Annotated in this window: 12 protein-coding genes and 2 pseudogenes; 1 reads left to right on the top strand and 13 read right to left on the bottom strand. The window is 44.5% G+C overall.

What is annotated here, in order from left to right:
* Positions 1-3 precede the first annotated feature (3 nt).
* From ruvA to ruvB, 5 genes and pseudogenes are all read right to left on the bottom strand, one after another.
* Positions 4-585: a Holliday junction branch migration protein RuvA gene (ruvA, locus tag ACSLP7_RS04585; protein ID WP_291182508.1), complete on the bottom strand. Its 582-nt coding sequence runs from the start codon at positions 583-585 to the stop codon at positions 4-6.
* An 86-nt stretch (positions 586-671) separates the two neighbouring features.
* Positions 672-2,967: pseudogene (locus ACSLP7_RS04580) on the bottom strand (NADP-dependent malic enzyme).
* Positions 2,968-3,051: 84 nt separating this feature from the next.
* A pseudogene (gene queG, locus ACSLP7_RS04575) lies at positions 3,052-3,995 on the bottom strand (tRNA epoxyqueuosine(34) reductase QueG).
* Between the two features lies 1 nt (position 3,996).
* Positions 3,997-5,337, bottom strand: coding sequence for a cytochrome P450 (locus tag ACSLP7_RS04570; RefSeq protein ID WP_435578226.1), 1,341 nt, complete (start codon positions 5,335-5,337; stop codon positions 3,997-3,999).
* A complete protein-coding gene (gene ruvB / locus ACSLP7_RS04565) occupies positions 5,337-6,359 on the bottom strand; it encodes a Holliday junction branch migration DNA helicase RuvB (RefSeq protein ID WP_435578225.1) in 1,023 nt (340 codons plus the stop codon). Before ruvB ends, ACSLP7_RS04570 begins: the two co-directional genes overlap by 1 nt.
* A 131-nt stretch (positions 6,360-6,490) precedes the next feature.
* On the opposite strand from ruvB, the gene ACSLP7_RS04560 reads away from it, so the two are divergent.
* Entirely contained in the window at positions 6,491-8,686 is a 2,196-nt protein-coding gene (locus ACSLP7_RS04560) for a DUF5916 domain-containing protein (protein ID WP_435578224.1), read from the top strand.
* Here the strand turns inward: ACSLP7_RS04560 and ACSLP7_RS04555 are convergent.
* The 8 genes from ACSLP7_RS04555 to ACSLP7_RS04520 all read right to left on the bottom strand — a co-directional run bounded on the left by ACSLP7_RS04555 (position 8,683) and on the right by ACSLP7_RS04520 (position 20,525).
* Positions 8,683-10,089: an MATE family efflux transporter gene (locus ACSLP7_RS04555; protein WP_435578223.1), complete on the bottom strand. Its 1,407-nt coding sequence runs from the start codon at positions 10,087-10,089 to the stop codon at positions 8,683-8,685. The two genes, ACSLP7_RS04560 and ACSLP7_RS04555, sit on opposite strands and share 4 nt — an antisense overlap.
* A gap of 88 nt (positions 10,090-10,177) precedes the next feature.
* Complete coding sequence (locus tag ACSLP7_RS04550; RefSeq protein ID WP_435578222.1) at positions 10,178-12,001, bottom strand: cytochrome c oxidase subunit I; 1,824 nt, start codon at positions 11,999-12,001, stop codon at positions 10,178-10,180.
* A gap of 18 nt (positions 12,002-12,019) precedes the next feature.
* Positions 12,020-13,084 (bottom strand): cytochrome c oxidase subunit II, encoded by a 1,065-nt coding sequence (locus ACSLP7_RS04545; RefSeq protein WP_435578221.1) that lies wholly within the window; start codon positions 13,082-13,084, stop codon positions 12,020-12,022.
* Between the two features lie 30 nt (positions 13,085-13,114).
* On the bottom strand, positions 13,115-14,467 hold the full coding sequence (locus ACSLP7_RS04540) for a quinol:cytochrome C oxidoreductase (protein WP_291182499.1): 1,353 nt from the start codon (positions 14,465-14,467) through the stop codon (positions 13,115-13,117).
* A gap of 26 nt (positions 14,468-14,493) precedes the next feature.
* Positions 14,494-15,156 (bottom strand): c-type cytochrome, encoded by a 663-nt coding sequence (locus ACSLP7_RS04535; RefSeq protein WP_435578220.1) that lies wholly within the window; start codon positions 15,154-15,156, stop codon positions 14,494-14,496.
* A gap of 4 nt (positions 15,157-15,160) precedes the next feature.
* Positions 15,161-15,697 (bottom strand): DUF3341 domain-containing protein, encoded by a 537-nt coding sequence (locus ACSLP7_RS04530; RefSeq protein WP_435578219.1) that lies wholly within the window; start codon positions 15,695-15,697, stop codon positions 15,161-15,163.
* A 3-nt stretch (positions 15,698-15,700) separates the two neighbouring features.
* Positions 15,701-17,434, bottom strand: a complete 1,734-nt coding sequence (nrfD, locus tag ACSLP7_RS04525; protein ID WP_435578218.1) for an NrfD/PsrC family molybdoenzyme membrane anchor subunit — start codon at positions 17,432-17,434, stop codon at positions 15,701-15,703.
* A 25-nt stretch (positions 17,435-17,459) separates the two neighbouring features.
* Positions 17,460-20,525, bottom strand: a complete 3,066-nt coding sequence (locus tag ACSLP7_RS04520) for a TAT-variant-translocated molybdopterin oxidoreductase (protein ID WP_435578217.1) — start codon at positions 20,523-20,525, stop codon at positions 17,460-17,462.
* Positions 20,526-20,545: the final 20 nt, after the last annotated feature.

Genomic DNA, 20,545 nt, shown 5'->3' with positions numbered 1-20,545 from the left:
TTGTTATAAGTTTTTTAAAGCTAGTTTGATGATGGATTCAACGCTCGCATTCGGATCCTCTTGGACGATCTTTGACAGTACCTTATCGGTCTGTTTCCGACTAAAACCAAGAGTCTCTAAAGCAGATAACGCTTCATCTCTATTCGTATTGCTCGAAAAGTCCGAAACATCTTCCATTGCAAACACTTTCAATATCTTGTCCTTCAAATCCAGAATGACACGTTGTGCCGTTTTTGCGCCAATTCCTTTAACGCCTTGGATAACCGCTACGTTACCTGTGGCAATGGCTTCCTGAACTTGTTTAGGCGGCAGCGAGGACAGCATGGTTCTTGCCGTACTGGCTCCAACACCGGATACAGAGATCAAAAGTTTGAAGATTTCGCGTTCCGAAGGTTCGAAAAATCCGTAGAGCGTATGCGAATCTTCCCGCACCAACAAATGGGTGTAGATCTTTACATTTTCCGATTCAGGGAGTAAAGAAAATGTGTGTAATGAGATATGAGCCTCATAGCCCACACCGTTGCATTCCACAACAACGGAGGTAGGGGATTTTTCTACTAGTCTTCCCTTTAAGTGGGTGATCATTCGCTAACTCTGATAAAAACCCAAATATAGCATAATTATTCACATTGACTAGCGCGAATTTCCGTTAAAAATACAGGGGTTTTGGACTACTTTTTAGCCTGCTCTTTTGCCCGCTTTTCCTTTTGCTGAGCATCGATTACAACCACAGCCACCATATTGACAATTTCATCTACGGTAGCTCCCAATTGTAAGATGTGAGCTGGCTTCTTCAAACCGAGCATGATAGGACCAATAGAATCCGCTCCGTCAAATTCTTTGAGCAGCTTGTAATTGCTGTTCGCGGCATCTAGATTTGGAAAGACCAAGGCATTCACTTTTTTCTTGCCCAACTTAGAAAACGGATACTTGTCACCTCGCATTTCTGGGTTCAAAGCAAAGTCTGTTTGCAGGCCGCCATCCACGCAAAGTTGCGGCACATCTCTGTGTAAGATCTCTACAGCTTTTCTCACCTTTTCTGAGGATGGGTGTTTGGAAGATCCAAAGTTGTTGTAAGACACCATTGCCATGGTCGGGTTGACCCCAAACATTTTCATGGTGTACGCAGTCATATGCGCAATCTTAGCCAGATCTTCTGCAGAGGGATCAATATTGATCGCGGTGTCTGAGATAAAAAGCGGTCCGCGTTTGGTCAACATCAAGTTGGTGGTAGCTACTTTGTCCACTCCATCAAAACGGCCAATGGTTTCAATTACAGGGCGCACTACCGAGGAGTATGCTCTGGAATAACCAGAAATCAAAACCTTCCGCATCGCCTTCATTGACCATCATACAGGCAAAGTAATTACGCTCTCGCATGAGCTTTTCAGCATCGTAGAGCGTGATGCCGTTTCTTCGTCGTTTTTGCCAAAAGGTCTTGGCGTAGGATTTTAAGAGCGGTAAGGCATCGTCGGCCTTTGGGTCAATGATATCCACCTCGGCCTCAAAACCTATTTCTGCCATCAGTTCGTTGATAGTCGCTTTTCTTCCCAATAAAACAGGGGTAGCTATTCCCTCTTCAAAAACGATTTGCGCCGCCTTTAAAACGTCCAAGTGATCAGCCTCCGCAAACACAATTTTCTTCGGATTGGTCCGCGCACGATTCAATAACAATCGAGTGATCTTGTTATCATTCCCCATTCGGGCCAACAATTCATCTTCATAGGCTTGCCAATCATCAATTGGCGCGGTAGCTACTCCGCTTTCCATAGCAGCTTTAGCTACAGCGGGAGGAATAGCGGTAATTAGCCTTGGATCAAACGGCTTTGGAATGATGTAGTCTTTTCCAAAGTTTAAGCGGGTCTCTCCATAAGCGATATTCACCTGTTCCGGAACGGGTTGTTTGGTGAGTTCGGCTAAGGCTAAAGCCGCTGCCATTTTCATTTCTTCATTGATCTTGGTAGCGCGAACATCCAAAGCTCCTCTAAAGATAAACGGAAACCCAAGTACATTATTCACTTGATTCGGATGGTCACTGCGCCCCGTAGCCATGATGATATCGTCTCGCGTTTTACAAGCCAAGTCATAGGCGATCTCTGGATCCGGATTGGCCAAGGCAAACACGATCGGCTTTGCCGTCATGCTTTGCAGCATTTCTGGACTCACGATGTTTCCAATGGATAAGCCCACAAAAACATCAGCATCTACAAGCGCTTCATCTAAAGTATCGATCTTGCGAGCAGTCGCGAACTCCTGCTTCTCTTTGGTAAGCCCTTGGCGGTCTTGTCGAATAACCCCTTTGGAGTCCAACATCACAATATTTTCAGGCTTAACACCGCAAGCGATGTACATTCGAGTGCAACTTACTGCAGCGGCACCAGCCCCTGAAATCACTACACGTACTTCACCGATCTCTTTTTCTGCTATTTCCAGAGCATTTAATAAAGCCGCTGTTGAAATAATCGCCGTCCCGTGCTGATCGTCATGCATGATCGGGATATCCAATTCCTGCTTGAGACGCGTCTCAATTTCAAAGGCTTCTGGAGCCTTAATGTCTTCTAAGTTGATCCCCCCAAAGGTTGGTGAGATGCGTTTTACCGTATCGATGAATTCATCAATATTCTCGGTATCAATTTCAATATCAAATACGTCAATCCCCGCAAAGATCTTAAAGAGTAAGCCTTTCCCTTCCATCACTGGCTTGGAAGCTTCCGGACCAATATTTCCAAGCCCAAGTACTGCTGTTCCGTTAGAGATCACAGCAACCAAATTCCCTTTGTTGGTGTATTTGTAGTTGTTGGCTTTGTCCTTTTCAATCTCCAAACAAGGTTCAGCCACTCCTGGTGAATAGGCCAACGACAGATCGCGTTGGGTGCTGTACTTCTTGGTGGGGATTACTTCTATTTTACCGGGTTGTGGTTTGGCGTGGTAGTTGAGCGCTTCTTGACGCTTTGTGGCTTTACTCATCCCAGGGGGTTTTTACATTGTAAATGAAGTTGCAAATTTACCAATACTGCAGGCAAAAACGTTGAAATTGAAGGGATTTTTGAACTATTCACGCGATCCATCCGCGCTTAAAAACGCGATGTTCCGCGTCAGTCCTGAGAACTTGGTGCGTTTCACGGCGCTTTTCTTGAAAATTTCTCCAAAGACCTCCTCAGTGAGTTCTTGCCATGCAGCTCTATCATTTTGAAGCAATTCAGGCTTAGGCTTAAAGCGAGGCTCATTGTGCGACTTACTAAAACGGTTCCACGGGCAGACGTCTTGACACACATCACAGCCAAACATCCAATCATCCATTTGCCCTGAGAAATCAGCAGGAATGGAATCTTTGAGTTCAATGGTGGCGTAGGAAATACATTTGCTTCCGTCCACCACGTAGGGTTTAATTATAGCCTGAGTTGGACAGGCATCAATGCAGGCTGTACAAGATCCGCAGTGATCGGTTACCGGATGATCATAAGTCAAGTCCAAGTCAATGATCAATTCAGCAACAAAAAAGAAACTCCCAGTTTTCTTGCTGAGCAGGTTGCTGTGCTTCCCAATCCAACCCAAACCGCTCTTGGCGGCCCAGGCCTTGTCCAGAACTGGGGCAGAATCCACAAAGACACGCCCATCAACAGTTCCGATCTCCTCATGGATACAATGCATTAACTCCTTGAGTTTGTCTTTGACCACATAATGATAGTCTTCTCCATAGGCGTATTTAGAGATCTTAAAGGAATCCTCCCGCTGCTGCTCTTCTGGATAATAATTGAATAGTAAAGAAACCACACTTTTGGCACCAGGCACTAAAAGGGTTGGATCCAAAACGCTTGTCAAAATGGTTTCTCCATATAGGCCATCTGCCCATGCATCCCATCACGAAGCCATTTTTCCAAGCGAGGCGCTTCAGCCTCTAGAAATTCAGCCTTGCTAATACCACAACTCAAAAAACCCAATCGTTTGGCGTGGGTTTTTATAATATCGGCGTATGTGTTTTGCTTGTTGTCCAATCTAAGATGCTCGAAATACTAAGATAGCATCTTTTGGTTTTAGAGTGATAAGCGGCCTAATATCTATGGGCGACTTTTTGTGTTCGATGGTATACTGACTAAAGAGTTGAATCATTGCCAAGATCATTTCATACATGGCAAAGTTATTCCCTATACACATTCTTGGACCAGCCCCAAAGGGGAAATAGTAATCACTGTGTTGTCTGGGTTGCTGTGGATCGAATCGGTCTGGGTCAAACTCCAAAGGACGTTCCCAATAGGCCTCTGAACGGTGCATCTCGTAAACAGAGAACAAAACGGTGGAGTCTTTTGGCAATCGGTATTCACCCAATTGATCTTGCTGATAATTTACACGATCTATAAAATAGGCTGGAGGATACAGGCGCATGGATTCTTGCAGTACCTGTTGGATATACGTGGCTCCTTTGAGCATACTCATGATATCTTCTCCCGAACTACCTAGCTGCTTGGCTTCCTGTTGTACTTTTTGCAATGCCTCCGGATTTCGAGCCAAAAGCTCACAGGTAAAGGTCAAGGCGTTGGATGTAGTTTCGTGCCCCGCCACAAACAGAATCAAGATTTCATCAATAAGTTGTTTTTCCGCGATCTCTGTTCCATCCTCATAGCGCGCATCCAGCAACATATCCAGCAGATCGTCATAACGGGTTCCACTTTCACGTCGTTGATTGACAAGATCTTCCAACATTTCGCGAGCTTCACCAACGGCGTCTAAATGTTTTTGAATCTTCCCACTGCTTTTAAACCACCAAACTAAAAAAGGTTGACGCAACTCTTTGACCATCATTTGTTGGGCTTCTTCTGTGGTGCGCTGCAGTTGAGCAATTTGCTCTGGACTGACTCCACCGCTAAACAAAGTCTTGATCACCGTTTGAAACGCAAGATCATTGAAGACGTTGTGGATGTCAGCCGCTTGATCCAATTGGATGTTTTGGAGTTCTTTGCCAATGACCGTCTGCATGGTATCCAATAAATACCGCAGTTGCTTTTTGTGAAAAGCGGGTTGGATGAGTTTGCGCTGCCGCTGCCAATGATCACCCTCTGCGGTCAACAAGCCGCGACCCACATACTTAGCTAGATCCTTGGTTTGAATTTTACTCTTGGTATAATTACGCTGATTCTTTTGCAGCGTATACCTCAAATATTCTGCGTTCTTGGAAAATATTACGGTTGCCTTTGGCCCTATCTTGAGTTCAAAGGAATCTCCCAATCGTTTGAAGTTCGCATTGTGAAACGGGAGTGGATTTTTTACAATATTAGAAGCATGCCTTAAGAATCTTAAGAAGCTCACGGTTGGAAACTCTTTGAGACCCGTTTGTTCCATCAAAATAATCCGCCTTGTGTAGCGCCGCGCACACGACCCAAATGTTTGTATGCTGCCTCGGTGACCTCACGTCCTCGCGGTGTTCTCACAATGAATCCTTGTTGGATCAAAAAGGGCTCGTAGACCTCTTCAATAGTTTCTCCGGATTCGGATACTGCCGTGGCCAAAGTAGTAATACCCACAGGGCCGCCTTTGAATTTATCTATGATAGTAGCCAGAATCTTATTGTCCATTTCATCCAAGCCATGCGCATCTACGTTCAAAGCTTCTAAGGCGTATTTGGCGATTTTAATATCGATGGTACCGTTACCTTTAATTTGAGCAAAGTCACGAACGCGACGCAAAAGCGCGTTGGCAATTCGAGGAGTTCCACGACTACGACCTGCGATCTCTATTGCAGCTTCCATAGTGATCGGCACTTTTAAAATACCTGCACTACGCTCAATAATGGTGGTAAGCAATTCTGTCTTGTAGTATTCCAAGCGAGAAGAAATACCAAATCGCGCACGCATCGGAGCCGTAAGCAATCCCGAACGTGTGGTCGCCCCAACAAGGGTAAAAGGATTCAAATTGATCTGTACCGTTCTCGCATTAGGACCGGTCTCGATCATGATATCGATCTTATAATCCTCCATGGCAGAATAGAGATACTCTTCCACGATAGGACTCAGACGGTGAATCTCGTCTATAAAAAGTACATCACGCTCATCGAGATTGGTCAGTAGTCCGGCTAGATCTCCTGGTTTGTCCAGAACGGGACCAGAAGTCACCGTAATACTTACATCCAACTCATTGGCCAAAATATGGGCCAGGGTTGTTTTACCGAGTCCTGGAGGTCCGTGAAATAAGGTGTGGTCTAAGGCTTCATCTCTAAGATTCGCTGCCTCAACAAAGATCTTTAAGTTGTCAAGTACCTGAGATTGACCCGTAAAGTCATCAAAGGCCAGCGGCCGCAATTTGCGTTCTACATCTTGTTCTTCTGGAGTAAAATGTTCCCCGCTTGGGTCCAGGTGCTCGTTCATATAACAAATATACGAACTTGGGTTTTGCGATGCACGTGGCGGAGGTCTTAATTTGAAATCACAAAGGAACGTTAATACCTAAGTTTTAGGGAATATATTTTGGTAATTTCGCTCAGCAACCGACCATTAACATGCGAAGTAACCTAATTACCACTTACATCGCGCTTTTGACCGTATTTCAAACCGTGGCCCAAACCAAGGACGTCACGGTCAAATACATCTCCGAAGAAATCACTGTAGACGCCGTGCTGGATGAGCCTTCTTGGCAAACTGCAGAGCCGGCTACCAATTTCTGGCAGTATTTTCCAACCGACAGCATTCAAGCCCGCAACCAAACAGAGATCAAGTTTATGTTTGATGACCGCAAACTCTATGTGGGAATCAAAGTTGAAGCCATTGGTGATGATTATATTGTTCCTTCACTAAGGCGTGACTTTAGAGCTGGAGGTAGTGATAATATCACCTTGATGTTTGACACCTTTAACGACGGGGTCAATGCTTTCTTGTTCGGATCTAATCCGGAAGGTGTTTTGCGCGAAGCTTTGGTTTCTGGAGGAGGTACGGAACTCCGTGGATTTACCACGAGTTGGGATACGAAATGGGTTGGCGAAACTAAAAAATACGACGGCTATTACATCTGTGAGTGGGCCATTCCGCTATCGGCATTTAAATACAAGGAAGGAGAAACCCGTTGGCGTTTTAATTCCTATATGTTCGATACGCAGGATAACGAACGTACCACTTGGATTAGAATCCCGCAGAACCAATTCATTTTCAATCTGGCCTATATGGGTGATATGATCTTTGAAAAGCCCTTAGGGAATTCAAAGAGTCCGATCTCCATTATTCCCTACATCAACGGTTTGGCTGGGAAAGATTATGACTTGAACGATTCCTTTAATGAATTCAAAGTGGGTGGTGATGCGCGATTTACCCTCTGGAACAGCTTGAATTTGGATGTGACCATCAATCCTGACTTCTCACAGGTTGAAGTGGATCAGCAGGTGACCAACCTGTCACGCTTTGAGGTAAATTTACCGGAGCGCCGACAGTTTTTTATTGAGAATAATGACCTCTTTGCTGATTTTGGAGACTCAAGAGATGCCAATCCGTTCTTCTCCAGACGTATTGGAATAGCGAGTGATTTAGACGGCAATACAATTCAAAATGATATTATTGCTGGTGTGCGTTTGAGTGGTAAGGTGAATAACGACTTTAGAGTTGGTTTGCTCAATATGCAGACCACCGCTGACGAGGCCAATGAGATCTCTGGAAACAACAATACGGTGATCGCCCTGCAGCATCGCGTATTTAGTCGTTCTAACATCAGCGCGATCTTTATCAATAGAGTAGCTACAGGAAATGAGCCTTTCTTGGAGCCCGGAGAAGAATACAACAGTGTGGCAGGATTGGATTACAATTTGGCCAATGCAGACAACAGCTGGAGTGGTAAATTTTTTACCCATTCTTCCTTTAAACGCAATACCGGGAATGCCAATTACTCGGCTGGAGCACGACTGCAATACAACTCTCGCAATTGGCGTGTTAGAGCCAGTGGGGTTTTTGTTGGAGAAGACTTTAATTCTGATCTTGGATTTGTTAGACGAAAAGACATCTTTAAGATCAATCCGCAAATTGAGCATTTGCTATTCCCTAAAAAAGGATTCATCAATAGACATATATTTAGTTTCACACCGGTTGTTATTTGGCGACCGAAGCTAGATTTCCAGTTAGCAGATTACTTCTTGATCTCCCGTTGGGAAGCTGAGCTGAAGAATACCTCGAACATTCAAGCATCCATGCGGAATCAGTATGTCTATCTATTCAATGAATTTGATCCTTCATTAGCTGATGGCGTACCGCTGCCTGCAGACACTGAATACAGATACACCTCCTTTGACGTAGAATACCGATCAGACAGCAGAAAGTCCTTTTTCTTCAATGTGAGGAGTACTTTTGGGGGATTTTTTAACGGGTCGATCTACACCCAGCGTCTGGATTTAAATCTACGTTTGCAGCCGTATTTGACCCTATCCGCAGAAGGTCGTTATGACAGGATCAGCCTACCGGAGCCTTATTCAGACAATGAACTTTGGCTTATTGGACCGCGTATTGATGTGACCTTTAATAAATCGCTCTTTTGGGCTACCTTTATTCAATACAATTCTAATCAAGGGAATTTAGGAATTAACTCACGTCTGCAATGGCGCTTCGCTCCATTGTCGGATCTGTTCTTGGTGTATAACGATAATTACTTCACCGATGACGTATTTGCACCGCGTTTTAGAACGATCAATTTGAAGTTGACCTACTGGCTCTACCTCTAGACCTTTACTTGCTTCCACTTTCCTTTTCGGAACCAAATGATTCCCACCGCGGCAATCAAGACTTCCGCTAGCGTTATGGCTAACAATACACCTAGAGGACCCATTTCAAAGTAAAGGGCAGCGGCATAGGCAAATGGCAATTGGAACAGCCAAAAACAAAAGAAGTTTATGATCGTTGGAGTTTGAGTATCTCCTGCCCCATTAAAGGCTTGAATAACCACCATTCCATAGGCATAGCATACGTAACCTGAAGCTATAATGCGCAGACTTAAGGCACCATTAGAAATCACTTCGGGATCATCGCTAAAAATCTTTAGGATCCACTCCGCAAAGATCAAATAGAAGATAGAAACAAAGACCATAAAAACGGCATTGTACTTTCCTGTCTTCCAGACGGATTTAGCTGCCCGCTCCGGATTGCCGGCTCCTAAGTTTTGACCCACCAAGGTCGCGGCAGCATTGCTCATTCCCCATGAAGGCATGAGTGTAAACATTAAGACACGAATCGCGATGGTATAACCGGCAAGGACTTCCGCACCAAACTCGGCCATGATGCGCATCAGAAATACCCAACTAGAAGTCCCAATAATGAACTGTCCAATTCCGCCTAAAGACACTTTGACCAGATTGATCATCTCTGAGCCCCGAACTACTATATCTTTAAAGCCGACCTTAATTCGACTCCATCCATAAAAGAGAATTAACAGCTGAAAGATCACCGCACTCCCGCGGCCAATAGTGGTGGCAATGGCAGCACCTTGAACTCCAAAGCCCGGAATAGGTCCCCAACCAAAGATCAGCAAGGGATCCAAAACAATATTCAGCACATTGGAAAAGATAAGCACGCGCATAGCAACAGCAGCATCTCCGGCTCCTCTAAACACGGCATTGATCAAAAACAACAGCATGATGGTGACGTTTCCACCCAACAAGATCTGTGTAAAGCGATAGCCTTCTTCTACCAGGTCTGGAGCACCACCCATCAGCCTTAAAATGTCCTTAGGGAATAGTATACCAATTACACTGATAAGCGCGGCAACAAGCACCCCTAACATGATGGCTTGTACCGCAGTTCTTCGCGCTCCTTCTACCTGCTTTTCGCCGATCCTACGAGCTACTATAGCGGTAACACCCATACTGAGTCCAATGGCAATGGCATATACCAAGGTGAGTACAGATTCCGTCAATCCAACCGTTGCAATGGCGTTAGCACCCAGACTAGAAACAAAGTAGGCATCTACCAAAAAGAAGATGGATTCCATCATCATTTCCAGCACCATAGGTACGGAAAGCATAAAGATCGCTTTGCGAATACTGCCGGTTGTAAAGTCTTGTTGACTGCCCTTTACAGCTTCGCCAAGGAGTTTAAAATAGTACCCCAGGCCTTTTTTGGCGGTCTCCATAATGTTGCGTTAGTTGGTTGAAGGAGGTTAAATATAACAAAAAACCCTTCCGGAGTGGAAGGGTTTTAAGATTACTAAGGATTCAGTCTTAGTGATTCATTTCTTCTTCATTGTCTTGAAGTGGAATGTGCTGCGGCACGAAGTCTTGTCCTGGGATTACGTAATCTGACTCATCTTTGTTCAATTTACTGTAATCGTAAGCCCAACGGTGTACTTCTGGAATTGGTCCATCCCAGTTACCGTGAATGTGCTTCACTTCTGCAGTCCATTCTAGTGTGTTAGAGTTCCATGGGTTCTTAGGTCCTTTCTTACCGTAGAACATAGAGTGGATAAAGTTATACAAGAATACCAACTGCGCTGCTCCAGTGATGAAGGCGAAGATGGAGATCACTACGTTCACATCTGCCAAGTCATCAAAGTATGGGAAGGCAGAGTTAGTATAGTAACGTCTTGGTAGTCCAGCCATACCGATAAAGTGCATCGGGAAGAATACCCCATAAGCTCCAATTGCGGTAATCCAGAAGTGGACATAACCCAAGTTCTTGTTCATCATTCGGCCTTCAAACATCTTAGGGAACCAGTGGTAAACCCCAGCAAAGAGTCCGTAAAGCGCAGAGATACCCATTACCAAGTGGAAGTGAGCTACCACAAAGTAAGTATCGTGTACGTTAATATCTAGTGCAGAGTCACCCAAGATGATACCTGTCAAACCTCCTGTGATGAAAGTAGAAACCAATCCAATGGAGAACAGCATCGCCGGGTTGAGCTGCAAATTACCCTTCCAGAGGGTCGTTATATAGTTAAAAGCTTTTACTGCGGATGGAATCGCGATAAGCAAAGTTGTAAAGGTAAATACCGATCCTAGGAATGGATTCATCCCTGAGATAAACATGTGGTGACCCCATACAATCGTTGATAAGAATGCAATTGCCAAAATCGAGGCAACCATAGCGCGATAACCGAAGATCGGTTTACGAGCGTTGGTCGCGATTACTTCCGAAGTGATACCCAAGGCTGGTAGAAGTACAATATATACCTCTGGGTGACCTAGGAACCAGAACAAGTGCTCAAACAATACTGGAGAACCTCCTTGATTGTGTAACACCTCTCCTGCGATATAGATATCCGATAGGAAGAATGAAGTTCCAAAGCTTCTGTCCATCACCATCATAAGTCCAGCAGAAAGTAATACTGGGAAAGAGATAACACCGATGATCGCAGTTACAAAGAACGCCCAGATTGTCAATGGCAAACGTGTCATTGACATACCTTTAGTTCTCAAGTTAAGTACCGTTACGATATAGTTCAGTGAACCTAATAGTGAGGAAGCGATAAAGATCGTCATGGACACCAACCATAAAGTCATCCCCGCACCAGAACCTGGAATGGCCTGAGGCAAAGCAGAAAGCGGTGGGTATACAGTCCAACCTGCAGATGCTGGTCCAGCTTCTACAAATAGAGACATTACCATGATAATACTCGAGATGAAGAACAACCAGTAAGAAACCATGTTCAGGAATCCTGAGGCCATATCTCGGGCACCGATCTGTAATGGAATCAACAGGTTAGAAAATGTACCACTCAACCCAGCTGTTAGTACGAAGAATACCATGATGGTACCGTGAATCGTAACTAATGCTAAGTATACAGAAGGGTCCATAATTCCGTCCTCTCCCCATTTACCTAGAAGTACTTCATAAATGGTGAATTGTTTATCTGGCCAAGCCAACTGCAAACGGAAGATCAATGACATTGCAATACCAATGATTCCCATAAACAGCCCTGTAATCAAGTACTGCTTAGAGATCATCTTGTGATCTTGACTAAAGATGTACTTGGTTATAAAGGTTTCTTTGTGATGATGTTCGTGCTCATCATGTGTGACCGGGTGTGCGTATCCTTGTGCTGACATACCTGTAAAAATTCTTTTTTAATTTTTCATAGTTGTGGCGAAGTTGTCTTGAGTCGAAAGCCATTCGTTGAATTCATCTTCCGTCTCAACTACGATCTTCATCTGCATGTTGTAATGCGTGTTACCACAGATCTTGTTACATAGCAATAAATAATCAAACTCATACAACTCTAAAGGCTCATCGCCTGCAATTGCACGAGCTACGTTCTTTTCAGAGCGAATCGAGTTGATATGCTCAACCTTCGCAATGATTTCATCGTCTAAACGCATCTCCTCGGTGGTCTTGGTAGGAGTAAACGAAAACTGGGTAACCATTCCTGGCACACAGTTCATTTGAGCTCTAAAATGCGGCATATAGGCCGAGTGTAACACGTCCTGAGAACGCATTTTAAAGAGGATCTTTCTGCCAACTGGCAGGTGTAATTCATTAACAACGATATCATCCTGTGCATCCGGATCGGAAGCGTCAAGACCTAACTGGTTCACTCCTTCAATAAGGCGAACGTTAGCGTCTCCTAGAATGTTATCATCGCCGGCATAACGGGCACGCCAGTCAAACTGGTAAGCATAAAGCTCAATCACTAATGGATCGTCTTCTGTGTCGACATTCATAATGTCGGACCAAGTGAACAATCCGTAAATGATCAATCCCGCCAATACGATAACTGGAATAACGGTCCAGATAAATTCCAAACGGTCATTATCTGCATAAAAAGTAGCGCGTTGTCCTTTTTTACCACTGTACTTGAATGCAAAATAGTGCAACAACCACTGGGTGATAATCCCTACAATAAAGATGATGATCATGGAGATCAACCATAGTTGGTCAATGTCAACTCCGTGCTCTGAAGCAGAGTCCGGAAGCAATACATCAGACCATTTGTAGAATGAAATGAACGCCAATACATAGATAAAGATTACAAAGCCCAACATCAACTTACCGTTGATCTTGTTGTCTTTATCATTAGCGATCTGAGAAGTGCTACTGTCCTCTCCTGCTTTAGACATAGAAAGGATCTTGCTCATCTGCCAAACACTGACAGCGAAAAGGATGATTACTACTAAGTATAAAAATGCGGTCATCGTTATAACTCTTCTTTAATAGTTTACTTATTAATAATGGAACTGTTTACTTTCTTTCAATAATGGGTTGGCCTTGGCCAATAATGGTGCCTTGGTCAATGCAGTGAACACTACAAAGACGAACAACCCAAAGAAGAACATCATAGCTCCGATCTCTGGCATTCCAATATACCATGATGTACCTACTGCAGATGGCATAACCATAACAAATACATCAATGTAGTGACCCGCCAGGATAATAATACCTGCCATAATCACAAACAAGTTCACTCGTTTGTAATCGCTGTTCATAAGGATTAGCAGCGGGAACACAAAGTTCATCGCAACCATTCCAAAGAACAAGAGGTTGAAATCTTCAATTCTTGTAACGAAGTACGTTACCTCTTCCGGAATGTTAGAGTACCAGATCAGCATGAACTGAGAGAACCATAGGTAGGTCCAGAAAATACTGAATCCAAACATAAACTTGGCCAAATCGTGGATGTGGCTGTCGTTTACAAACTCTAAATAACCTTGAGATTTTAGCACCATGGTTATCATCGCGATCACGGTAATGGCGCAAACCATCATACCCGCAAACACATACCATCCAAATAAGGTAGAGAACCAGTGTGGGTCAAAGCTCATGATCCAGTCCCAAGACATCATCGATTCTGTCACGATGAAGAATACTAGGAATCCGGCAGAGAACTTAAATAGCTTTTTAAAGTATGCTGGATCGTTGGTTTCGTCCAATTTCAAAGAGTACTTTCTAGAGATCGCACGGTAAAGGTTCCATCCTAAGATGAAGATCCCCGCGCGGATCAAGAAGAAAGGTGTATTCAAGAAACCGGATTTTCCAGCAATGATCTTGTCAAATTTGTCGCTATCTGGATTTACTAGATCACCGTCCATCCAGTGGAAAAGGTGATTGAAATGTAAAGCAGAAAGCAATAGCAGTACAAACAGAATAACTGTTCCTACCGGCAGATAAGCGGTAATTCCTTCCATCACTCTAAAGAGTACAGGAGACCAACCAGCTTGTGCTGCATATTGTATCGCGTAAAAGGCCAATGCTCCAAGAGCGATCATCATAAAGAAGAAAGCTGCAACATAAACAGCCGCCCAGGGACGGTTTTGCAACTGTCCTAAAACGTGCTCGTAGTGGGCATCACCCGAATGAGCACCTTCCTCACCGTGAGCTCCGGCAGCGCCGTGATCTCCTCCGTGAGCAGCAGTAGCATCTCCATGACCTCCGCCATGACCGTCATCGTGACTGGCCATCATGGTCTTTACCTCTTCTACATTTGAAGGAACCGCAAGGAAACCTCCAATCATACCCAAGGCACCAACCACCATAAAAATAATAGCGAAAAGTTTTAGTTTGTTAGGTAGCGTATACATATCGTAAATATCTCTTTTGTCTATTATTAATGTGCTTCGTCTGTTGAATCGTGAGCCTCGTCTGCTTGAGCTTCGTCACTCATTGCATCCATGGAATCCATCGCATCTTCCATTGGTTCTACCACCGTAAGTGGCTCCCCACCCGTTAGGGCTGCCGTAAGGTTTCTTACGTGCATAGTGATCTGCCAGCGCTCCAACTCATTGGTTTGAGAAGCGTATGATCCCATAGAGTTCAATCCGTACATCATCACGTGATAAACGTTTCCGTCTGTTACTACACGGTCTGCGTAAGAAGGAATTCCGAGGAATACTTCATTTTTCATAAGGATACCTTGACCATCACCTTTGGTTCCGTGACATACTGCACAGTAAATGTCATAAAGCTCTTTTCCTTTGTCCAAGTTCTCTTGAGTCACTGGATGTGGATTAGTAAGCTCCGCAGATGCCATCTCTTTACCTTCTAAGGTGTTTGGATAGTCATACGGCATCCAACCACGTGGAATGGTACCGTCAACCGGAAGCATAGCCTCTTGCTCGTTTTCAAAGATCTCGTACTCGCCATAGGTCTCATAACCTACAGGCTCGTACATATTGGGCATATACTGGTAGTTTGGTTTGCTTTCGTCAAAACAACCCACCAACGACAATGCCGCTGCAAAAATTAAGGATAGGTTTAATAAACGCTTCATAGGTCTAGTGGTCTGATTCCTTTTCTACTATTTTAAGTTCTGTGGCTCCAGTTCCTGATAAGAACTTAGAGACTTCCTCTTCGCTGTGCCCACCTAGATCAACTTCCATCAAGAAGTGATCGTCTGTGGTACGCAAATCTGGATTTTCGGCTTTCTTGAACGGCCAAAGCTTAGAGCGCATATAGAAGGTAATTACCATAAGGTGCGCTGCAAAGAATACTGTCATCTCAAACATAATCGGTACAAAGGCCGGCATGTTCTCGATATAGCTAAAACTTGGCTTACCACCAATGTTTTGTGGCCAATCTTCAATCATGATGAAGTTCATCATCGTAACTGCTACAGACAGTCCAACCAATCCGTACATGAAAGCACAGATGGCAAGTCGCGTATCAGCAAGGCCCATTGCTTTCTCTAGTCCGTGAACAGGGAAAGGGGTATACACTTCTTCAATGTGATAGTGTGCCTTACGGGTCTCCTTAACGGCATTCAGCAGAATGTCGTCGTCAGTGTAAAGTGCGTGAATTACTTTTGAAGCCATCCGTTATTGATTTTTAAGTTCGTTAGCTTGACCAGCCCAATCGTCGCGCTTCGCACGGCCTGGGAACTCGCCAATAATGCTGTCTAATAGATCGTATTCTGCATCGGTCATCTTGCTTACTTGATCAAAAGTATAGATGCCGAGTTCGTGTAGTTTTTCTTCCATTTTAGGACCAACTCCAGAGATCTTTTTAAGGTCATCTGCAGTATCCGTGTCTGGATTAAAGCTTCCGAGTTTGCTCATCAGCGTGCTGATACCTGCTGCTTTATCTTCTTCAGATAGGTCTGCTGCAGGAGCTGCTTCTACTTGAGTAGCCGCTGTATCAGGCATCGTGTAATGCGGAGCATCATCACCTTGTTCAGCTCTTAGGTTCTTGTAGCGATCTCCAGATGATTTGAGGATCGACTTCACCTCTGCTTGTGCGATTACTGGGAAGGTTCTTGCGTATAGTAAGAACAATACAAAGAAGAATCCAATAGTTCCGATAAAGATCCCGATATCAACAAAGGTTGGTGAGAACATAGTCCAAGAAGATGGCAAGTAGTCACGGTGCAATGAAGTCACGATGATCACAAAACGCTCAAACCACATTCCAATGTTTACCACGATCGAGATGAAGAAAGAGAACATGATGCTTCTTCTAAGTTTTGGGAACCACATGAACTGTGGTGAGAACACGTTACAGGTCATCATTGCCCAGTATGCCCACCAGTAAGGTCCGGTTGCACGGTTGAGGAATGCATACTGCTCGTATTCCACTCCTGAGTACCAAGCAATGAAAAGCTCAGTGATATAAGCAACACCTACAATAGAACCAGTGATCATGATCACGATGTTCATAAGCTCGATGTGCTGAATAGTAATGTAATTCTCCAAGTTAGACACCTTACGCATAATGATCAGTAGGGTGTTTACCATCGCGAATCCTGAGAAGATCGCCCCGGCAACAAAGTATGGTGGGAAGATCGTGGTGTGCCATCCAGGAATTACCGAAGTAGCAAAGTCAAAGGATACAATGGTGTGTACAGAAAGTACAAGTGGCGTCGCCAAACCGGCCAATACCAAAGATACTTCTTCAAAACGTTGCCAGTCTTTGGCGCGTCCAGACCATCCAAAGGAAAGGATGCTGTAAATTCTTTTAGTAAAAGGAGTGATCGCTCTATCACGGATCATCGCGAAATCAGGCAAAAGTCCCGTCCACCAGAATACCAAGGAAACCGATAGATAGGTAGAGATCGCGAATACGTCCCAAAGTAGCGGTGAATTAAAGTTTACCCACAGCGAACCAAATTGGTTCGGAATCGGCAATACCCAGTAAGCCAACCAAGGACGTCCCATGTGAATAATTGGGAACAAACCAGCCTGAATTACCGAGAAGATCGTCATCGCCTCTGCAGATCGGTTAATTGCCATTCTCCATTTCTGACGGAATAAGAGCAGTACCGCGGAGATCAGCGTTCCCGCGTGACCAATACCTACCCACCAAACGAAGTTGGTGATATCCCAGGCCCAACCTACGGTCTTGTTAAGACCCCAAGTTCCAACCCCTGTTGAGACGGTGTAAACGATACATCCTATTCCCCATAAAAATGCAACCAGTGCAATGGAAAATACTATCCACCATTGCTTATTGGCAGTACCTTCAACAGGCGCAGCTACGTCACGAGTGACGTCACTGTATGTTTTGTTACCTGTTACTAAAGGTCTTCTAATGGGTGCTTCGTAATGCGATGCCATATCCTTTGCTAAAATTATTTAGTAGTTACGATTCTTTAGTATTTCTCACCTTAGTCTGGTACATCACGTTTGGCTCTGTACCTACAGCTTCTAGTAGGTGATACATACGACTGTCTTTTTTCTTCTTGTAGATCTCACTGCTGTGATCGTTGACATCTCCAAAGGTGATTGCTCCTGCAGAACATGCATTAGAACAAGCAGTTTGGAATTCACCGTCTTTTACAGGACGTCCATCGCGCTTAGCATCAAGAATGGTCTTCTGTGTCATTTGGATACACATAGAACATTTCTCCATAACCCCGCGAGAGCGTACTACAACGTCTGGGTTCAATACCATACGACCAAGGTCGTTGTTCATGTGATAGTTGAACTCGTCATTCTCGTTGTACAAGAACCAGTTGAAGCGACGTACTTTATAAGGACAGTTGTTTGCACAGTAACGCGTACCCACACAACGGTTATAAGCCATGTGGTTCTGACCTTGACGGCCGTGAGAAGTTGCGGCTACTGGACACACGGTCTCACAAGGAGCATGGTTACAGTGCTGACACATAACAGGCATAAAGGCTACCTGTGGATTCTCTGCTGGATCTTCCATTTCTCCAAATCCGCCTAGAGAACCATTATCTCCCCAAAGACCAGACATATCGTCCTTCTTCTGAGCATCTGCTGCAAAATCTTCTTCTGACGAGTAGTAACGGTCAATTCTCAACCAGTGCATATCGCGGCTGCGACGTACTTCTGATTTACCTACTACTGGTACGTTGTTTTCTGCGTGACAAGCGATCACACAAGCCCCACAACCTGTACATGCGTTCAGGTCAATGGACATGTTGAAGTGGTGACCGACAGAACGATCAAACGGATCCCAAAGGTCAGCATCTGGAGAGGTCACAGGAATTTCCTGGTGATCTTTAGACACTTCTGGAATTGGGTTCCAATAGTGAACGTCTTTGTCCTTATATACATCTAAGGTGGTTTCGCGAATAATATCGCGACCCATCATAGTATTGTGCAACTGTACACAAGCAAATTCGTGATCACCGGAGGTTTTCTCCACCTGAACACCTGCTTGCATCAAGTTGAATCCGTTGTAAAGCGCATAAGCGTTTACACCGGTTTGCATTTCTTTTTGGATGGCGTTGGTTTGCCCGTAACCTAAAGCAAGACCAACAGTACCTTTTGCTTGTCCTGGTTGGATATACACAGGTACCTTTTCAAGAGTAACATCACCTACAGTTACTTTGGCGTAAGAACCGTTCAAAGCACCGTTAGCAACATTCTCGTTGATAATCCCTTTGGCCGCAGCATCGGCTGCAGACATGGTTAAGTAGTTGTCCCAAGATGCACGAGTGATCGGATCTGGCATTTCTTGCAACCAAGGGTTGTTTGCCTGACGTCCATCACCAATTGCAGTGTTGGTATATAAAAGAAGTTCCATTCCGCTGGAAGCTCCGTCTTGAGCTCCGTTAGAAGTGGCGTCTTCTAAAGTTGTATCTACGTTCTCTGAACCAGCTACGTCCATAGCTACTTCAGCATCGCTCATAAAGACACCGTCTTGAAGCGCTTGGTTCCAAGAAGATCCTCCAAGGATAGACGTCCAAGTGTCCTTAATATAATCGTAATAAGTCTGATCACTCTCCATCCAAGCCAATAGGGTATCTTGGAAAGAACGTGTGTCAAACAATGGTCTGATGGTTGGCTGCTGCAAACTGAAGTATCCCTTCTTGATTTGCGCATCACCCCAAGACTCTAAATAATGTGGTGTAGCACCTACGAACTGAGAAGCCGCCGCAGTAGCGTTTGCTTTCATGGCAAAGGTTGCACTCAATTCAAGGTTGGCGAAGGCCTCAGCAAATCCTTTCCCAGGGAAAGCATAAACCGGATCCACACCTACAGCGATAAGCCCTTTTACAGAACCGCTCATCACGCCGTTCATTACTTTAAGTACCTCAGCTTTATTACCCTGACGTACCATTCGAGGCTTAGCAGCATCCATTACTACAGAGTTGGCATTCATTTCCAACACCATAGCTTGACAAGCTACATCCTCAGCACCACAAACTACTACTCCGTTTGCACCGGCAGCGTTCAATTGTGCTTTTGCATTTTTTACAGCTTCTGCTACTTTGTCTGAAAGACCAGAAGTAGATCCGCCGTTCAATGCGTTCATTATCTTTTTAAGTTCTGATGGCTTAACGGCAACACGCTTGTCTGCGTTAGCACCAGATAAGGTCATGTTTGATTCAAACTGAATGTGACGAGACATCTTTCCGTTCTTTGGAACACGTCCGGCAGAATATCCAGAATCGTATCCACCACCTTGCCAGTCACCTAGAATATCAGCTCCAACAGAAACGATAACCTCTGCTTTAGAGAAATCGTAATCTGCTAAGGCGCGAACTCCGAATTTGTTTTGGAAGGCATCCAAAGCTTCTGAGCTCGATACTGAATCGTAAACAACGTGCTTAACGTTAGGATACTTTGCAGTAAACTCAGCGATCAGTTTAGAAGTAGAAGGACTTGCAAAGGTCTGTGTCAAAAGAACAACTTCCTTTCCAGCCATTCCGTTTAGCTTAGCAGCCATTTGGCTATCAAAGTCAGCCCAAGAAGCCGCTTCCCCACCAATCATTGGTCCAGCCAAACGTTGTGTATCATACATAGACAACACAGAAGCATGTACACGGGCGTTTACGCTACCGTTGTGCATGGCCATGTCGTTAGACTCTACTTTAATAGGACGCCCTTCACGAGTTTTGATCAATACGTTTGCAAAATCAAAACCGTCTGCAATGGTGGTCGCATAGTAGTTTGCTACTCCAGGAACGATCTCATCAGGAGCGTTTACGTAAGGAATAGATTTGATTACTGGACCTTCACAGGCAGCCAAGGTAGCCGCAGCTGTAGAGAATCCAACAAACTTTAAGAAGTCACGTCTAGAAGTCGAAGAATTTTCCATAGTCTGCTCGTCCCCAAGGAACTCATCAGTTGGAATCGGTTCAACGAATTCGTTTTGTCGTAGCGTCTCAAGAATAGGGCTGTGATCTTTCAGCTCCTCAACACTTTTCCAGTATTTCTTGTTCGATGCCATATATAATCGAAATTTGCCTT

It is taken from the genome of Gilvibacter sp., assembly GCF_965601605.1.
Lineage (GTDB): Bacteria > Bacteroidota > Bacteroidia > Flavobacteriales > Flavobacteriaceae > Gilvibacter.
The sequence above is the reverse complement of the archived record's forward strand: the minus strand, read 5'-3'. Positions and strand labels throughout refer to the sequence as shown.

Excerpts from the sequence above, each read along its gene's own strand:
- ruvA (WP_291182508.1), bottom strand. The coding sequence starts at position 585 with ATGATCACCCACTTAAAGGGAAGACTAGTAGAAAAATCCCCTACCTCC.
- ACSLP7_RS04570 (WP_435578226.1), bottom strand. The coding sequence starts at position 5,337 with ATGGAACAAACGGGTCTCAAAGAGTTTCCAACCGTGAGCTTCTTAAGA.
- ruvB (WP_435578225.1), bottom strand. The coding sequence starts at position 6,359 with ATGAACGAGCACCTGGACCCAAGCGGGGAACATTTTACTCCAGAAGAA.
- ACSLP7_RS04560 (WP_435578224.1), top strand. The coding sequence starts at position 6,491 with ATGCGAAGTAACCTAATTACCACTTACATCGCGCTTTTGACCGTATTT.
- ACSLP7_RS04555 (WP_435578223.1), bottom strand. The coding sequence starts at position 10,089 with ATGGAGACCGCCAAAAAAGGCCTGGGGTACTATTTTAAACTCCTTGGC.
- ACSLP7_RS04550 (WP_435578222.1), bottom strand. The coding sequence starts at position 12,001 with ATGTCAGCACAAGGATACGCACACCCGGTCACACATGATGAGCACGAA.
- ACSLP7_RS04545 (WP_435578221.1), bottom strand. The coding sequence starts at position 13,084 with ATGACCGCATTTTTATACTTAGTAGTAATCATCCTTTTCGCTGTCAGT.
- ACSLP7_RS04540 (WP_291182499.1), bottom strand. The coding sequence starts at position 14,467 with ATGTATACGCTACCTAACAAACTAAAACTTTTCGCTATTATTTTTATG.
- ACSLP7_RS04535 (WP_435578220.1), bottom strand. The coding sequence starts at position 15,156 with ATGAAGCGTTTATTAAACCTATCCTTAATTTTTGCAGCGGCATTGTCG.
- ACSLP7_RS04530 (WP_435578219.1), bottom strand. The coding sequence starts at position 15,697 with ATGGCTTCAAAAGTAATTCACGCACTTTACACTGACGACGACATTCTG.
- nrfD (WP_435578218.1), bottom strand. The coding sequence starts at position 17,434 with ATGGCATCGCATTACGAAGCACCCATTAGAAGACCTTTAGTAACAGGT.
- ACSLP7_RS04520 (WP_435578217.1), bottom strand. The coding sequence starts at position 20,525 with ATGGCATCGAACAAGAAATACTGGAAAAGTGTTGAGGAGCTGAAAGAT.